Genomic DNA, 13,651 nt, shown 5'->3' on the forward strand with positions numbered 1-13,651 from the left:
GTGTCTGACTTTCCAGAGCGGCGAGACCGGGTCAGGCCACCCGCATCACATGGGCCGAGGCGCCGATGGTGGTGTCGCCGGCGCCCATCATGGTGCGCATGAACGCCTCTTGTTCCCGTCTGCCGCGCAGAGCCGCGCGGTCCAGGCCGCCCGGCAAGACCAGTGCCGCGGTGCTGCGCACCAGGTTGATCGGCGTCCGCAACACCTGGTACCACGGCGGGACGTAGGCCGGCAGCCCCAGCTCGCGCATCGCCCGCGGACCCAGGAAACCGCTGGTCAGCGACAGATGCTGGGCCCGGGCGACCCGTCGCCGCAGGCCCGTCATGGTGGAGTAGTGCCACTGGAGCGGATCGTCGGCCATCGGAACCGCCAGCTGCTTGGTGGATTCGTCGGGCGCCGACAGCGCACCGAGCGTGTGGTACAGGATGCGGACCGCGTCGCGGTAGCTGCGCGGCAGCCACTCGTCGCGCACCCCCATCAGCCAGCCGACGTAGCGGGTCAGATGGGCGATGGCGTCGAGCTCGCCGGGGGGCAGCACGATACCTATCCCCAGTCCGCCGATCGGCGGGGCGATCAGGGCACCCACCAGGGTTGCGGCCATGTCGGTCTGGTTGACCGGCAGGCCCCACTCGTCACCGCGCCAGTCCGGCAGCGCCGCCACGTGCCGGCGCACGTACTCGTGAATGAGCCTGACCCGGACGGTGGCCCGATACCCGACGCCGAGCGGCTCCAGGCCGCCTTCGGCGGTGAGGTCCAGCGCCCACTGCATGGTCTCGGCGAATCGCTTGTTCGAGCCCTTCTCCAACACCCCGGTGCGCAGCAGGGTCTTGTTGAACGAGGAGAACCGGTACCCGCCCAGCAGTGAGACGTCGCGGGAGATGTAGACGCCGTCGGCGCCGCCGCGCCGCAGTGCCCGCTGCCCCCGGCGCAGCAGATCCATATCGACCCACTCCGGGATGGGTTCGAACTCACCGAAGAACTCCCGCAACGGCTCCGGCGCGTCCGGCACGGCGGCCAGGCCGTGCGTCAGGATCTCATCGAAGATCGGCCGGGTCGCTGCGGTGCCGGTGGCCGACATCCAGTCCACCAGCCGTCGCATCGGCTCGTCGCCGACGGTCAGGTCCACACCGATCTGATGCCAGCGCTGCGGCGAGGGTTTGTCGATCCCCAGTGCTCCGGCGATCAGCCGGATTCCGACCGGAACCGCGCCGGGGGTTTCCGGGTGCCGGGTGGGAATCGGCGAGTTCGTCAAGACGGCCCCCAATGCAGTTTTGGATAACATCCGTATTCCAAATCTAGGGCGCGGGTAGAGTGCTGTCAATGACACGCCGGGAAGTGGTACGCGACTACGGCGGCATCAGCGCCGTCGACCGTCGCGCCGAACGGCGCGCCAAGCTGCTGGCCGCCGGCCGGCAGCTGTGGGGCGAGTCGGGGCTGCGCGACGTCACCGTGCGCGGGGTGTGCGCCGAGGCCGGCCTGATCCCCCGCTACTTCTACGAGCAGTTCGGAAACCGCGACGCGCTGATCTTCGCGGTGTCCGACGACGTCCGCGACCAACTGCTCGAAACCCTGGTCACCGCCGGCGTCGCCGACCCGGGCACCCTGACCGACAAACTCCGCTCCGCACTGACGGCGTTCCTGGACCGCATCGCCGCCGACCCGCACATCCATCGGATCGCCACCGACGACCTGTCCGGGGTGCCCGGCCTGACCGAACACCGCGCGCACATCCTGGAGATGATCGCCGACCTGATCGTGCAACTGACACCGGGCGTGCTCGGCTCCGAGACCCCCGAACCGGCGGAGTTACGCCGGGGCGCGCTGTTCCTGGTCGGCGGGGTCAACCAGATCATCGAGTCCTGGTTGGCCGATCCCGTCGAGTCCACCGCCGAACTGGCCACGGTCTGCGCCGACCTGTGCGTGTCGGTGGTCCGCAACATCATCGTGCGGCCGCCGGATCCCACTCACCACTGATCGCGCGGCACGTCGAAGTCCGAGCACAGCGCCCACCACACGTCGCGGGGCTCCACACCGGCCTCGATCGCCTGGGCGGCGGTCCGCCCGCCCACCGCGGACAGCACGTGGTCGGTCAGTACCGACGCGCCGTAGGCCGCACCGAAACGCAGCGTGACCCGTTCGTGGAATTCGGTCAGGCGCACGCGTCACAACCTACTTCGCGCTCGCCAGTGCCTCACGGCAGACCCGGACCGGATCGGCCACGCCGTCGGCACCTGCCGCGGCCCGACGGGCGGCGTCGCGGTAACCCGGCGACGACAGCACCTCACCGGCCGCCTCGGCCAGCGCCGGTCCGTTCAGCGGCCGAATCAGCCGCCCACTGCCCTGGCGCACAACACGATTGGCGATCTCCCACTGGTCACCCCCACCGGGCACCACCACCAGCGGCAGCCCGGCCAACAGCGATTTGGCCACCATGCCGTGCCCGCCGCCGCAGATCACCAGATCGGCGCGCGCCAACAATTCGTCCTGGCGCCCCAGCCCGGCGACCGCCCAGGGCGGCAGGTCCAACTCCGGGCCGTCGATCCGTGACACCGCTACCCGAGCACCGGCGGGCAGCCCGACTCCGGGCACCAAGTGCTCCAACGCCAGCTCGGCCAGCCCGGCGGCTCCGGTCGTCGCGGTGGACGGTGCCACCACCACCACCGGCCCGGGACCCGGCGGCACGGCCAGCACGTGCTCGGTCGGTTCGAAGTGCAGCGGCCCGACGACGACGGCCTCGGCGGGCCAGTCCGGCCGGGGCACCTCGAGCGCGGGCAGCGTGGCGATCAGCCGGCGCAGCGGCCCCGGGTCGACGCCCGGCAGGCCGATCCCGGCGCGAGCCCGGGCCCGCTGCCGCAGTCCGGTCCGCACCGACCGCGCCGTCAGGTACCGCATCACTGAATCGCGCAGCCGGCCCCGCACCCCGGTGCCCGGCGCGAGCCCGCTGCCGATCGGCGGCAACCCCTTGGACGGCAGGTACAGCGGATGCGGGCTCAGCTCCACCCACGCGATACCGAGCAGCTCGGCCGCCAGTCCGCCGCAGACGGTGATGACATCGGAGACCACCAGGTCCGGCGCCAGATCCCGCAGCTGGTCAAGGTTCTGGGCGGCCATCCGCGCGGCCCGGTTGTGGATCTTGGCGCCGTCGTCGAGATCGTCGTCGTCGGGCGTGGGATCGAGTCCGAGCAGTTCTGCGGCGTCCACCCCGGCGGCCCGCGCGGTGTCCAGCCATCCCACGCCGGTCAGCAAGGTCGGCGTGTCGCCGGCCTCGGCGAACCGCCGGCACAACGCGATCGCCGGGAACGCGTGTCCGGGATCCGGCCCGGCTACCACCACCACTCGCATCGGCCTACCGTGCCACAGTGCCCCCCGCCTAGGCTGGTGGGCATGACCGAACCGAGTGCCACGCAGACCGGCGTCGACAACATCCGCACCGTGGAGACCTTCCTGGCCGCGCTCGCCGCCGACGATCTCGACGCCGCGGCAGCCGCTCTCGCCGAGGACGTGGTCTACCAGAACGTCGGGTTGCCGACCATCCACGGGCGCCGGGCCACCATCGGGGTGTTCAAGCGGATGAGCGGCCGGATGGGCTTCGACGTCAAGATGCACCGGATCGCCGCCGAGGGCTGCGCGGTGCTCACCGAACGCACCGACGTGCTGACACTGGGCCCGCTGCGGCTGCAGTTCTGGGTGTGCGGGGTGTTCGAGGTGTGCGAGGGGCGAATCACGTTGTGGCGCGACTACTTCGACTTCCTGGACATGTTCAAGGCGACGCTGCGGGCGGTGGCGGCCACGGTATTCCCAGCACTGCGCCCGACACTGACATGAGCGACACCGGCGCGCGCAGGCGGCCCAACGCGATCCAATATCTGCGCTACTGCATCGGGCGTCCGTTGCCGGCCTCGATGCGGGACTGGGTCCGCAACGATCTGGCCGGCCCGGGTGCCACCATTCGGATGATCATGCGCGGCCTGGTGCCGACGACGTTGATCCTGGCCCCGTTCTGGCTGTTGCCGACAGACTTCATGACGCACCTGAGCATGACGTTCCCGATCTGGTTCATGGTGATCCTGTTCTCGCATGCGCTCAACAAGGTGTGGCGCAAGCACATGCTGCGGATGCACGGCCTCGACCCGAACCTGGCCGACGAGCGCGTCCGCCAGCGCGACGCCCACATTCACCGGTCCTACGTCGAACGCTACGGAGCCCGGCCCGAATCGGCCGATCAGCGCAGCGACGACATCTAGACCTGGGGCAGTTCGGCGAGCTCCTCGAACGCCTGCGCCCAGCCCAGCATCCGGTCGGTGGCACCTGCCAGCTCGTCGCGGTAACGATGCTGCGACATCGGCGAATTCGCCGGCACCCCCGACGACGGGCCGTCGTTGGCTGAGGCAACCAGTTGCGCTGCGGCGGTGACCATTTCGTTGTACTGGCGCACCCCTGCGCTGAGCTGGGCGGTGAACGCGTTGATGGTCGGCACCAGGTAGTCACGGGACTGCGGACTGTGCTGCACGGCCCGTTCCATCGAAACCACTTGTGTCGCAGTGGCTGCCATCGCCGATGCGGCGCCGTTGACCGCGGACGTCAGCTCGACGATCTCATCGGAAGGCAGCAGCCCGCCACGCTCGAGCACGCTGAGCAGCGACACCATCCCGCGCTCGGAGGCGCCGAGGGCATACATGGCCGGCCGTGCCGCTGAACCCGGCGGCGGCAGGCGGCGCGCTGCGGTGGCCGGCGTGGTCGGCAACGGCACAGAACGCAGCCAGCGGTACCGCAGCAGCAACAGCGTGGCCGGTGCGGCCGCCCCGGCAGCGATCAGCCCGGTGATCAGCAGCACCCACACCGGGGTGGCCCACGACGCCAGCACCGCCGTCACCAGCATCCAAAACCCGCATGCGGCAGTGAAGAACAACCCCAGCCGCAGCGCCCATCGCCGCTTTCGCAGCAGCCGGGCCCGAGGGTTGGCAAGCGCGCCCAACTTGTCGGCGAGCATGTCGGCGGCCTCGCTGGCGCGATCGACAGCACGTTGTAGCAGGGTCCCCCTGGTGCGCCCCCCGACTGCCCGGGCCATCTACTACCGGCCCAGCGGGTTCTCGGGGGTGCGGTCGGTGGCGGCCTGGCCGGGGGCCGGGGTGGCTTGGCCCGGGGTGTTGGCGGCCCCACCGGCCGGCAGCGCTTCCCCGCGCATCGAGGCGCGGATCTGCTCCAGCCGGGAGTGGCCGGCCATCTGCACGCCGGCCTGTTCGACCTCGATCATCCGGCCCTGCACCGAGCCCTGCGCCAGTTCGGCCGCGCCGATCGCGTTGGCGTAGCGGCGCTCGATCTTGTCGCGCACCTCATCGAGGCTGGGGGTGGTCCCCGGCGCGGCGATCTCGCTCATCGACCGCAGCGACGCGCTGACCTGCTCCTGCATCTTGGCCTGCTCGAGTTGGCTGAGCAGCTTGGTGCGCTCAGCGATCTTCTGCTGCAGGATCATCGCGTTCTGCTCCACGGCCTTCTTGGCCTGCATCGCTGCCGACAGCGCCTGGTCGTGCAGTGTCTTGAGGTCTTCCACGCTCTGCTCGGCGGTGACCAGTTGGGCCGCGAACGCCTCGGCGGCGTTGTTGTACTCGGTGGCCTTGGCGGCGTCACCGGCGGCGGTGGCCTGGTCGGCCAGCGTCAGCGCCTGGCGCACATTGACCTGAAGCTTCTCGATGTCGGCCAGCTGCCGGTTCAGCCGCATCTCGAGTTGACGCTGATTGCCGATCACCTGCGCGGCCTGCTGGGTGAGCGCCTGGTGCTGGCGCTGCGCCTCCTCGATGGCCTGCTGGATCTGCACCTTCGGGTCGGCGTGCTCGTCGATCTTGGCGTTGAACAGCGCCATCACGTACTTCCAGGCCTTGACGAACGGGTTGGCCATCAGTCAGCTCCGTATGAGTTGTGGTCGAGTGTCAGCGGGTCCGCGGCGCACCCGGTGACCAATTTATCGGGTCAGTGCGCACCGGGTGGGTGATCAGGCTCGGTTGCGGCGCGTCACGCCGAGGCCATCGCCCGAATCGGCGGGATCACGACCTTGGTGCCGGCGTCGATGCGGGTGACGGAGCCGACCCGCTGAGCCTGCCGGTCCTGCTCGGCCCGCTCGGCCCGCGCCAGCCGGACTCCGGCGTCGAACAGCACCTCCGACAGCGGGACCTGCAGCGCCGCGCAGATGGCGTTCAGCAGCTCGCTGGAGGCCTCCTTGCGGCCGCGCTCGACCTCCGACAGGTACCCCAGGCTGACCCGCGCCGAGTCGGACACCTCACGCAGCGTGCGGCCCTGCGTCATCCGGGCCTCGCGCAGCATCTCGCCGACGGACTCCCGCAGCAACGCTGTCATCTGTGCTCTCCCTCTTGGGTCGACGCCTCTTTGTCGACTTGGAAAAACTCCCCAGTCAGGAGAGACAACGCGCACGAGCCCGTTCGGGTTCCCGAATCACCCGACTCAACCCCGCGAGGAGCCTAGGAGATCGGTGACGGCCGAGATCACGTAGTCCACCCCGGTCACGACGGTCAGCACCACGGCGGCAGCCATCACCGCCCAGGCCGTCACCAGCCAGGGGCCGTCGAGCGGCAGGACGAGCAGCCCGATGCCGACGGCCTGAACCAACGTCTTGAGCTTGCCGCCGCGACTGGCCGGGATCACCCCCCGGTGCAGCACCGCGAACCGCAACAGGGTGATGCCGATCTCGCGGGCCAGGATCAGCACCGTCACCCACCACCACAGGTCGCCGAGCATCGACAACCCGATCAATGCCGCACCGATCAGGGCCTTGTCGGCGATCGGGTCGGCTAGGGCGCCGAACTCGGTCACCAGCCCGTAACGGCGGGCCAGGGCGCCGTCGAGCCGGTCGGTGACGATCGCGACGGCGAAGACGACGAAAGCCACGATGCGCGTATTGGTGTCATGGCCGTGCTGAGCGAACAGGGCGACCAGAAAAACCGGGACAAGCAGCAGGCGCATCGTGGTCAGCGCGTTGGGCAGATTGATCACGGGGACACGCGTCACCGCCGGATCGATTTGAGGGTGCCCTGACACGGCAGACAGAATATCGGGTACCCAGCCCGAAACCAGAAACCGTTAATGTTCAGCTGTGCATCCAGCGGCTGAGGAACCGGTCCACCAGACCCGGATCCGGCGCGCCCGGACCTCTGACGTCCCGGCGATCAAGAGCCTCATCGACGTGTACGCAGGCAAGATCCTGCTGGAGAAGAACCTCGTCACCCTTTACGAATCGGTTCAGGAATTCTGGGTGGCCACCGACGCCGACAACCGGATCGTGGGCTGCGGCGCCCTGCACGTGTTGTGGTCGGATCTTGGTGAGGTGCGCACCATCGCGGTGGATCCGGCGCTGACCGGCCAAGGGATCGGGCATGCGATCGTCGCCCGGCTGCTGCGGGTCGCCCGCGATCTGGAGTTGCAGCGCCTGTTCGTGCTGACTTTCGAGACGGCTTTTTTCGCCCGGCACGGTTTCACCGAGATCGAGGGCACGCCGGTGACCGCCGAGGTGTACGAGGAGATGCAGCGTTCCTACGACGTCGGGGTGGCCGAGTTCCTGGACCTGAGCTACGTCAAGCCGAACACCCTGGGCAACACCCGGATGCTGCTCGTGCTGTGACGGCTACGCCGTAGAGGCGAGGAAGCCGGGGGCCGCTCCGATGAGGAAGCTGAACTGCCCGTCGGACTCCATCCGGCCTTCGCGGACCACGCTCAGATCCGCGATGCCCTGCTTGCGCCCCTGTTCGCGGAGTTGATTCTCGGTGATCATCTCTTTGCGCATGTTCTGATACAGCAGCTCACCGTCGCGTATGAGCAGCAGCGAACCGGGCCGGATGACCCGCGCCGCCCACGTCCAGCGGTGCGCCGCCCAGTTCAGCACGAACGACCAGCCGATGATCACGCTGACCAGCAACACGCCGTCGCTGATCGACTTGTACCCGCCCGCCATACCGTTCTGCGCCGCGTCGGCGATCAGCACCACCACGATCAGATCCGTGATGCCGTTGGTGCCGGCCTCGCGTTTGAGCACCACCCGCAGCAAGGCGTAGATGGTTACGTAGATGACCGTTCCGCGGATGAAGATCTCCAACGGCGGGGTATCGAAAGCGAAGAGTCGTGCCCAATCCACCCGACGATTATCCCCGTTCGTCCAGCTGGTTGTCACCTTCCGTTTCAGGCGTGGCTAGAAATCATCGTCGGCGGGTTCCGGCTCGCCGCCGCCGCGGATCAGCATCAGCGTCGCGGCCAGCTCGTCCGGCTTGACCAGCACCTGACGGGCCTTGGAACCCTCGGACGGGCCCACGATGTCGCGGGTCTCCATCAGATCCATCAGCCGGCCCGCCTTGGCGAACCCGACCCGCAGCTTGCGCTGCAGCATCGAGGTGGAACCGAACTGGCTGGACACCACGAGTTCGACGGCCTGCAGGAACACGTCCATGTCGTCGCCGATATCGGGGTCCACGTCGGCGCGATCGCCGCTGGGCTTCACCGCGGTGACGCCCTCGGTGTATTCGGGTTCGGCCTGGTCCTTGCAGGCGTTGACGACGCCCTGGATCTCCTCGTCGGAGATGAACGCCCCCTGTAGCCGGATCGGCTTGTTGGCCCCCATCGGCAGGAACAGTCCGTCGCCCATGCCGATCAGCTTCTCGGCGCCCGGCTGGTCGAGGATCACCCGGGAGTCGGTCAGCGACGAGGTGGCGAATGCCAGCCGGGACGGAACGTTGGTCTTGATCAGACCGGTGACGACGTCCACCGACGGCCGCTGCGTGGCCAAGACCAGGTGAATACCGGCTGCCCGCGCCTTTTGCGTGATCCGCACGATGGCGTCCTCGACGTCGCGCGGGGCGGTCATCATCAGGTCGGCGAGCTCGTCGACGACCGCGAGGATGTAGGGGTAGGGCCGGTACACCCGTTCGCTGCCCAGCGGCGCGGTGATCTCCCCGGAGCGCACCTTGTCGTTGAAGTCGTTGATGTGGCGCACCCGCGACGACTTCATGTCCTGGTAGCGCTGCTCCATCTCCTCGACCAGCCAGGCCAGCGCGGCGGCGGCTTTCTTGGGCTCGGTGATGATGGGCGTGATCAGGTGTGGAATGCCTTCGTACGGCGTGAGTTCGACCATCTTCGGGTCGATCAGGATCATCCTGACCTCTTCCGGGGTGGCCCGCGCCAGCAGCGACACCAGCATCGAGTTGACGAAGCTCGACTTGCCCGAGCCGGTGGAGCCGGCCACCAGCAGGTGCGGCATCTTGGCCAGGTTGGCGCAGATGAAGTCGCCCTCGATGTCCTTGCCCAGCCCGATCACCAGCGGATGGTGGTCGGCGCGGGTGGTCGGCGCGGTCAGCACGTCGGCCAGCCGCACCAGCTCACGGTCGGAGTTGGGCACCTCGATGCCGACGGCGGACTTGCCCGGGATGGGCGCCAGCATCCGCACGCTTTCGGTGGCCACCGCGTAGGCGATGTTGCGCTGCAGCGCGGTGATCTTCTCGACCTTGACACCGGGCCCCAGCTCCACCTCGTAGCGGGTGACGGTAGGACCGCGGGTGCAGCCGGTGACCGCGGCGTCGACCTTGAACTGCTCGAGCACCGAGGTGATCGCGTCGGCCATCTGTTCGTTGGCGACGGTGCGCGTCTTGGGCGGATCGCCCGCGACGAGCAGGGTCAGCGACGGCAGCGTGTAGGGGCCTTCCACCACGCGGTCCAGGACGACGGTGTCGTTGGACTTGGCGGGCTTGGCCTTGGGCGCCTTGCGGCGGGCCGGCTTGGCCGGCGCCTCGGCGGGCGCCTCGTCGAGTGGGTAGTTGTCCAGCGGGGTGCGCGCCTGCCAGTCCGGGGCCGGCTCGTCGGCTGCGGCAGCGGCACCCTCGTCGACGAAGGCTTGATCGTCGTAGCCGTCGTCGTAATCCTCGGCATAGTCGTCGCCTTGGCCGTAGCCGTAGTCGTCGTAGTAGTCGTCATCGTCGTAGGCGCCGCGGAACATCGTGCGCAGCGCCTCGGGCGCCTCGCGCAGGGTGGTGCCGGTCAGCAGCAGCACTCCGAACAGCACCCCGATGCACAGCAGCGGCGCGGCGATCCACGGGGTCAGCCCGTCCGCCAGTGGCCCACCGATGGCGAATCCGACAAAGCCGGCGCCGTGCAGACGACCGTCGGGGCTCTGCGGCGAGCCCGACCACAGGTGCCACAGGCCCAGGATCGGCAGCGCGACCATCACCGAGCCCAGGATCAGCCGGGGCCGGGTCTCCGGGTCGGGCTCGGTGCGCATCAACAGGACACCGGCGGCGGCCGCGGCCAGCGGGAGCAGCATCACCGCGCCACCGATCAATGTGCGCAGGCCGGTGTCGACCCATGCCCCGACCGGGCGCGCGGCGTCCAGCCAGCAGCTTGCTGCGGTCACCACGGCCAGACCCAGCAGGGCCAGCGCGATGCCGTCACGGCGGTGTCCCGGGTCGATGTCGTGTGCGCGGCCCACCGATCGGGCTGCCCCGCCGGCGCCCTTGGCCATCATCAGCCAGGTTGCGCGCGCCATCCGTCCGCCGGCCAGCCCGGCGGCCACCGGCCAGGAGTGTTGCTGTGCTGGGCGGCGGGTTTTGGCCGGCTGCCGGGCACGTGTCGGCCGCGATCCACCTTTGGCGCCGGCCTTTGACCTGGTCGTTCGGGTGCCGGAACGTGCGGGAGCCCTACTAGTGGTCTTACTAGCCATATCGGCAAGCGTAGTCGCAATAGCCTCATCTGCACCATAAGGCACACTGGCCCCGGCGCATTGGTTCATCTCACAGGCCGATTCGCGCTGAGTAAGGTGGCCGGAGAAACCCCCCGCCTGTCGAGGAGCCGCACATGCCCGTGGTCATCATCGCCACATTTGCCGTCAAGCCGGAATCGGTCGAAGCCGTCCGCGAAATCTGCACCAAGGCGGTGCCGCAAGTCCACGATGAACCCGGTTGCCAGCTGTACTCCTTGCACGAGACCGACGGCGCCTTCGTCTTCGTCGAGCAGTGGGCCGACGCCGACGCGCTCAAGGCCCACTCCGCAGCACCCGCGGTCGCCGGGCTGTTCGGCAGCCTCAGCGAGCACCTGGCCGGCCCGCCCGACATCAAGATGCTGCAACCGGTTCCGGCCGGCGACCCGGCCAAGGGCCGGCTGCGGGCCTAGAGCATGGGGACGCTGGACGGCAAGGTCGCATTCATCACCGGTGCCGCCCGTGGCCAGGGCCGCGCCCACGCGCTGCGGCTGGCCGCCGAGGGCGCCGACATCATCGCCGTCGATCTGTGCGACCAGATAGCCAGCGTGCCCTACCCGCTGGCCACCGCGGAGGATCTGGCGGCCACCGTCAAGCTGGTGCAGGACACCGGCTCCCGAATTGTGGCCACCACCGCCGATGTCCGCGATCGCGCCGGGTTGGCCACCGCGCTGCAGGCCGGCATGGACGAACTCGGCCGGCTCGACATCGTGATCGCGAACGCCGGAATCGCTCCGATGGCAGGCGAGGACGCCTGGCAGGACGTGATCGACGTCAACCTCACCGGCATCTACCACACCGTCGACGTGGCGATGAAGCCGATGATCGCCCAAGGGGACGGCGGGTCGATCGTGCTGGTCAGCTCGGTGGCCGGGCTGGTCGGCCTGGCCGCTCCCGCCGCAGGATCTCTGGGTTACGCCGCCGCCAAGCACGGCATCGTGGGACTGATGCGGGTCTACGCCAACCTGCTTGCGCCGCACAGCATTCGGGTTAATTCGGTACATCCGGCCGGTGTGCTCACACCCATGATCGACAACGAGTTCACCCGGAAATGGCTGGAGGGCATCGACCCCCAGGGCGGACCGGATATGGGCAACGCGTTGCCGGTGCAGGTGCTGCAACCCGAAGACGTCGCCAACGCGGCGTACTGGCTGGTGTCCGATGCGGCCCGCTACATCACCGGTGTGACGCTGCCGGTGGACGCCGGCTACATCAACAAGCGCTAGCCGTTGACCTCGAGCACCGTCGGCACGATCATCGGCTGACGCCGGTAAACTTCGCCGACCCACTTGCCCACCGTGCGACGGACGGCCTGGGCGATCCGGGTCGGATCGGTGATCTGTTCTGCAGCAAGAGATTCCAGTTCCGCCTCGACTTTGCGGGCCACAGGCTCCAGCGCCTTGGGGTCTTCGGAGAAACCCCGCGAATACAGATGTGGGGGCGCCACCGGCTTGCCGGTCCCCCGGCGCACCACCACGGTCACCGCGACGAAACCCGACGACAGGATCAGCCGCTCCCCCAGCGTCGCGTCACCGACGTCGCCGTCGACCAGCCCGTCGACGAACATCTTGCCGGTCGGAACCGCCCCGGCGATGCCGGCCTCACCTGCCACCAGGTCGACACTGACGCCGTTCTCGGCCAACAGGATCGACTCCTGCGGCACCCCGGTGCGGGCGGCCAGCGCGGCATTGGCGCGCATCATCCGCCAGGTGCCGTGCACCGGCATCACGTTGCGGGGCCGAATACCGTTGTAGAGGAACAGCAGTTCGCCGGCGTAGGCGTGCCCGGAGACATGCACCCGCGCCTGGGCATTGGTGACCACCCGGGCGCCGACCTTGGCCAGGGCGTCCATCACCCCGTAGACGGCCTCTTCGTTGCCGGGGATCAGCGATGACGACAGCACCACCAGGTCGCCGGCGGTCAGGGTGATCGACCGGTGCTCGCCGCGCGACATCCGCGACAACGCCGACAGCGGCTCGCCCTGGGTTCCGGTGGTGACCAGCACGACCTTCTCCGGCGGCATCATCTCGGCGGCCCCGATGTCGATCAGATCCGAGTCCTGCACCCGCAGAAAGCCCAGGTCTTTGGCGATGCCCATGTTGCGGACCATCGACCGTCCGACGAACGACACCCGGCGGCCCTGGGACACCGCGGCGTCGACGATCTGCTGGACCCGGTCCACATTCGAGGCGAAGCACGCCACGATCACCCGTCCCTCGGCGCCCCGGATCAGCCGGTGCAGGGTGGGCCCGACTTCGCTCTCGCTGGGCCCGACGCCGGGAATCTCGGCATTGGTCGAGTCGCACAGGAACAGGTCCACGCCCTTGTCGCCGAGGCGCGACATGCCGGGCAGGTCGGTGGGACGTCCGTCCGGCGGCAGCTGATCGAGCTTGATGTCGCCGGTGTGCAGCACGGTGCCGGCGCCGGTGTGCACCGCGATCGCCAGCGCATCCGGGATCGAGTGGTTGACGGCGAAGTACTCGCACTCGAACACCCCGTGGGTGCTGCGCTCGCCTTCGGCCACTATCTGGAACACCGGCTTGATGCGGTGTTCGCGGCATTTGGCGGCGACCAGGGCCAGGGTGAATTTCGAGCCGACCACCGGGATGTCGGGCCGCAGCTTGAGCAGGAACGGGATCGCGCCGATGTGGTCCTCGTGGGCGTGGGTGAGCACCAGCGCCTCGATGTCGTCGAGCCGGTCGGCGATGTGCCGGATGTCCGGCAGGATCAGGTCGACGCCCGGTTCGTCGTGCCCGGGGAACAGCACCCCGCAGTCGATGATGAGCAACCGGCCGAGATGCTCGAATACGGTCATGTTGCGGCCGATTTCGCTGATACCGCCCAGCGCCGTGATGCGCAGGCCACCCGGAGTCAGCGGCTCCGGTGGCTTGAGGTCCTCATTCACCG

16 protein-coding genes are annotated in these 13,651 nt (G+C 68.9%); 6 read left to right on the top strand and 10 right to left on the bottom strand.

The window, feature by feature from the left end; all coding sequences use genetic code 11:
• Window positions 1–31 precede the first annotated feature (31 nt).
• Complete coding sequence (locus K6T84_RS17550; protein WP_224861012.1) at window positions 32–1,252, bottom strand: oxygenase MpaB family protein; 1,221 nt, start codon at window positions 1,250–1,252, stop codon at window positions 32–34.
• Between the two features lie 68 nt (window positions 1,253–1,320).
• Here K6T84_RS17550 and K6T84_RS17555 point away from each other — a divergent pair, with 68 nt between their 5' ends.
• Window positions 1,321–1,974 carry a TetR/AcrR family transcriptional regulator gene (locus K6T84_RS17555; protein WP_224861014.1) on the top strand — a complete coding sequence of 218 codons (654 nt, stop codon included), beginning with the start codon at window positions 1,321–1,323 and terminating at the stop codon, window positions 1,972–1,974.
• Here K6T84_RS17555 and K6T84_RS17560 read toward each other — a convergent pair.
• Window positions 1,965–2,159: a DUF3046 domain-containing protein gene (locus tag K6T84_RS17560; protein WP_224861016.1), complete on the bottom strand. Its 195-nt coding sequence runs from the start codon at window positions 2,157–2,159 to the stop codon at window positions 1,965–1,967. The two genes, K6T84_RS17555 and K6T84_RS17560, sit on opposite strands and share 10 nt — an antisense overlap.
• Window positions 2,160–2,169: 10 nt before the next feature.
• The gene (locus K6T84_RS17565; RefSeq protein WP_225400258.1) at window positions 2,170–3,342 is read right to left on the bottom strand and encodes a glycosyltransferase; all 1,173 of its coding nucleotides are present in this window, start codon (window positions 3,340–3,342) and stop codon (window positions 2,170–2,172) included.
• Window positions 3,343–3,384: 42 nt separating this feature from the next.
• Between K6T84_RS17565 and K6T84_RS17570 the strand changes: the two genes are divergently transcribed.
• Both K6T84_RS17570 and K6T84_RS17575 read left to right on the top strand, forming a co-directional pair.
• Window positions 3,385–3,825 carry a limonene-1,2-epoxide hydrolase family protein gene (locus tag K6T84_RS17570; RefSeq protein WP_224861020.1) on the top strand — a complete coding sequence of 147 codons (441 nt, stop codon included), beginning with the start codon at window positions 3,385–3,387 and terminating at the stop codon, window positions 3,823–3,825.
• The gene (locus K6T84_RS17575) at window positions 3,822–4,244 is read left to right on the top strand and encodes a DUF5313 domain-containing protein (RefSeq protein ID WP_224861022.1); all 423 of its coding nucleotides are present in this window, start codon (window positions 3,822–3,824) and stop codon (window positions 4,242–4,244) included. Before K6T84_RS17570 ends, K6T84_RS17575 begins: the two co-directional genes overlap by 4 nt.
• On the opposite strand, the gene pspM is transcribed toward K6T84_RS17575, so the two are convergent.
• From pspM to pgsA, 4 genes are all read right to left on the bottom strand, one after another.
• Complete coding sequence (gene pspM, locus K6T84_RS17580; protein ID WP_224861024.1) at window positions 4,241–5,068, bottom strand: phage shock envelope stress response protein PspM; 828 nt, start codon at window positions 5,066–5,068, stop codon at window positions 4,241–4,243. The two genes, K6T84_RS17575 and pspM, sit on opposite strands and share 4 nt — an antisense overlap.
• A 3-nt stretch (window positions 5,069–5,071) precedes the next feature.
• Window positions 5,072–5,896, bottom strand: coding sequence for a phage shock protein PspA (gene pspA, locus K6T84_RS17585; RefSeq protein WP_224861026.1), 825 nt, complete (start codon window positions 5,894–5,896; stop codon window positions 5,072–5,074).
• A gap of 113 nt (window positions 5,897–6,009) precedes the next feature.
• Entirely contained in the window at window positions 6,010–6,351 is a 342-nt protein-coding gene (gene clgR, locus K6T84_RS17590) for a transcriptional regulator ClgR (protein ID WP_224861028.1), read from the bottom strand.
• Between the two features lie 105 nt (window positions 6,352–6,456).
• Window positions 6,457–7,020 (bottom strand): CDP-diacylglycerol--glycerol-3-phosphate 3-phosphatidyltransferase, encoded by a 564-nt coding sequence (pgsA, locus tag K6T84_RS17595; protein WP_224861030.1) that lies wholly within the window; start codon window positions 7,018–7,020, stop codon window positions 6,457–6,459.
• 85 nt (window positions 7,021–7,105) lie between these two features.
• Between pgsA and K6T84_RS17600 the strand changes: the two genes are divergently transcribed.
• Window positions 7,106–7,630 (top strand): amino-acid N-acetyltransferase, encoded by a 525-nt coding sequence (locus K6T84_RS17600; protein WP_224861031.1) that lies wholly within the window; start codon window positions 7,106–7,108, stop codon window positions 7,628–7,630.
• A 3-nt stretch (window positions 7,631–7,633) separates the two neighbouring features.
• Here the strand turns inward: K6T84_RS17600 and K6T84_RS17605 are convergent, their stop codons facing one another.
• Window positions 7,634–8,140: a DUF421 domain-containing protein gene (locus K6T84_RS17605; RefSeq protein ID WP_224861033.1), complete on the bottom strand. Its 507-nt coding sequence runs from the start codon at window positions 8,138–8,140 to the stop codon at window positions 7,634–7,636.
• Window positions 8,141–8,194: 54 nt separating this feature from the next.
• On the bottom strand, window positions 8,195–10,777 hold the full coding sequence (locus K6T84_RS17610) for a DNA translocase FtsK (protein ID WP_225400259.1): 2,583 nt from the start codon (window positions 10,775–10,777) through the stop codon (window positions 8,195–8,197).
• Window positions 10,778–10,842: 65 nt separating this feature from the next.
• Between K6T84_RS17610 and K6T84_RS17615 the strand changes: the two genes are divergently transcribed.
• Together K6T84_RS17615 and K6T84_RS17620 are read left to right on the top strand one after the other, a co-directional pair.
• A complete protein-coding gene (locus K6T84_RS17615; protein ID WP_225400260.1) occupies window positions 10,843–11,157 on the top strand; it encodes a putative quinol monooxygenase in 315 nt (104 codons plus the stop codon).
• A 3-nt stretch (window positions 11,158–11,160) separates the two neighbouring features.
• The gene (locus K6T84_RS17620; protein ID WP_225400261.1) at window positions 11,161–11,970 is read left to right on the top strand and encodes a mycofactocin-coupled SDR family oxidoreductase; all 810 of its coding nucleotides are present in this window, start codon (window positions 11,161–11,163) and stop codon (window positions 11,968–11,970) included.
• On the opposite strand, the gene K6T84_RS17625 is transcribed toward K6T84_RS17620, so the two are convergent.
• Window positions 11,967–13,649 (bottom strand): ribonuclease J, encoded by a 1,683-nt coding sequence (locus tag K6T84_RS17625; protein ID WP_225402028.1) that lies wholly within the window; start codon window positions 13,647–13,649, stop codon window positions 11,967–11,969. The two genes, K6T84_RS17620 and K6T84_RS17625, sit on opposite strands and share 4 nt — an antisense overlap.
• Window positions 13,650–13,651 lie beyond the last annotated feature (2 nt).

Source organism: Mycobacterium zoologicum (genome assembly GCF_020181635.2).
Lineage (GTDB): Bacteria > Actinomycetota > Actinomycetes > Mycobacteriales > Mycobacteriaceae > Mycobacterium > Mycobacterium zoologicum.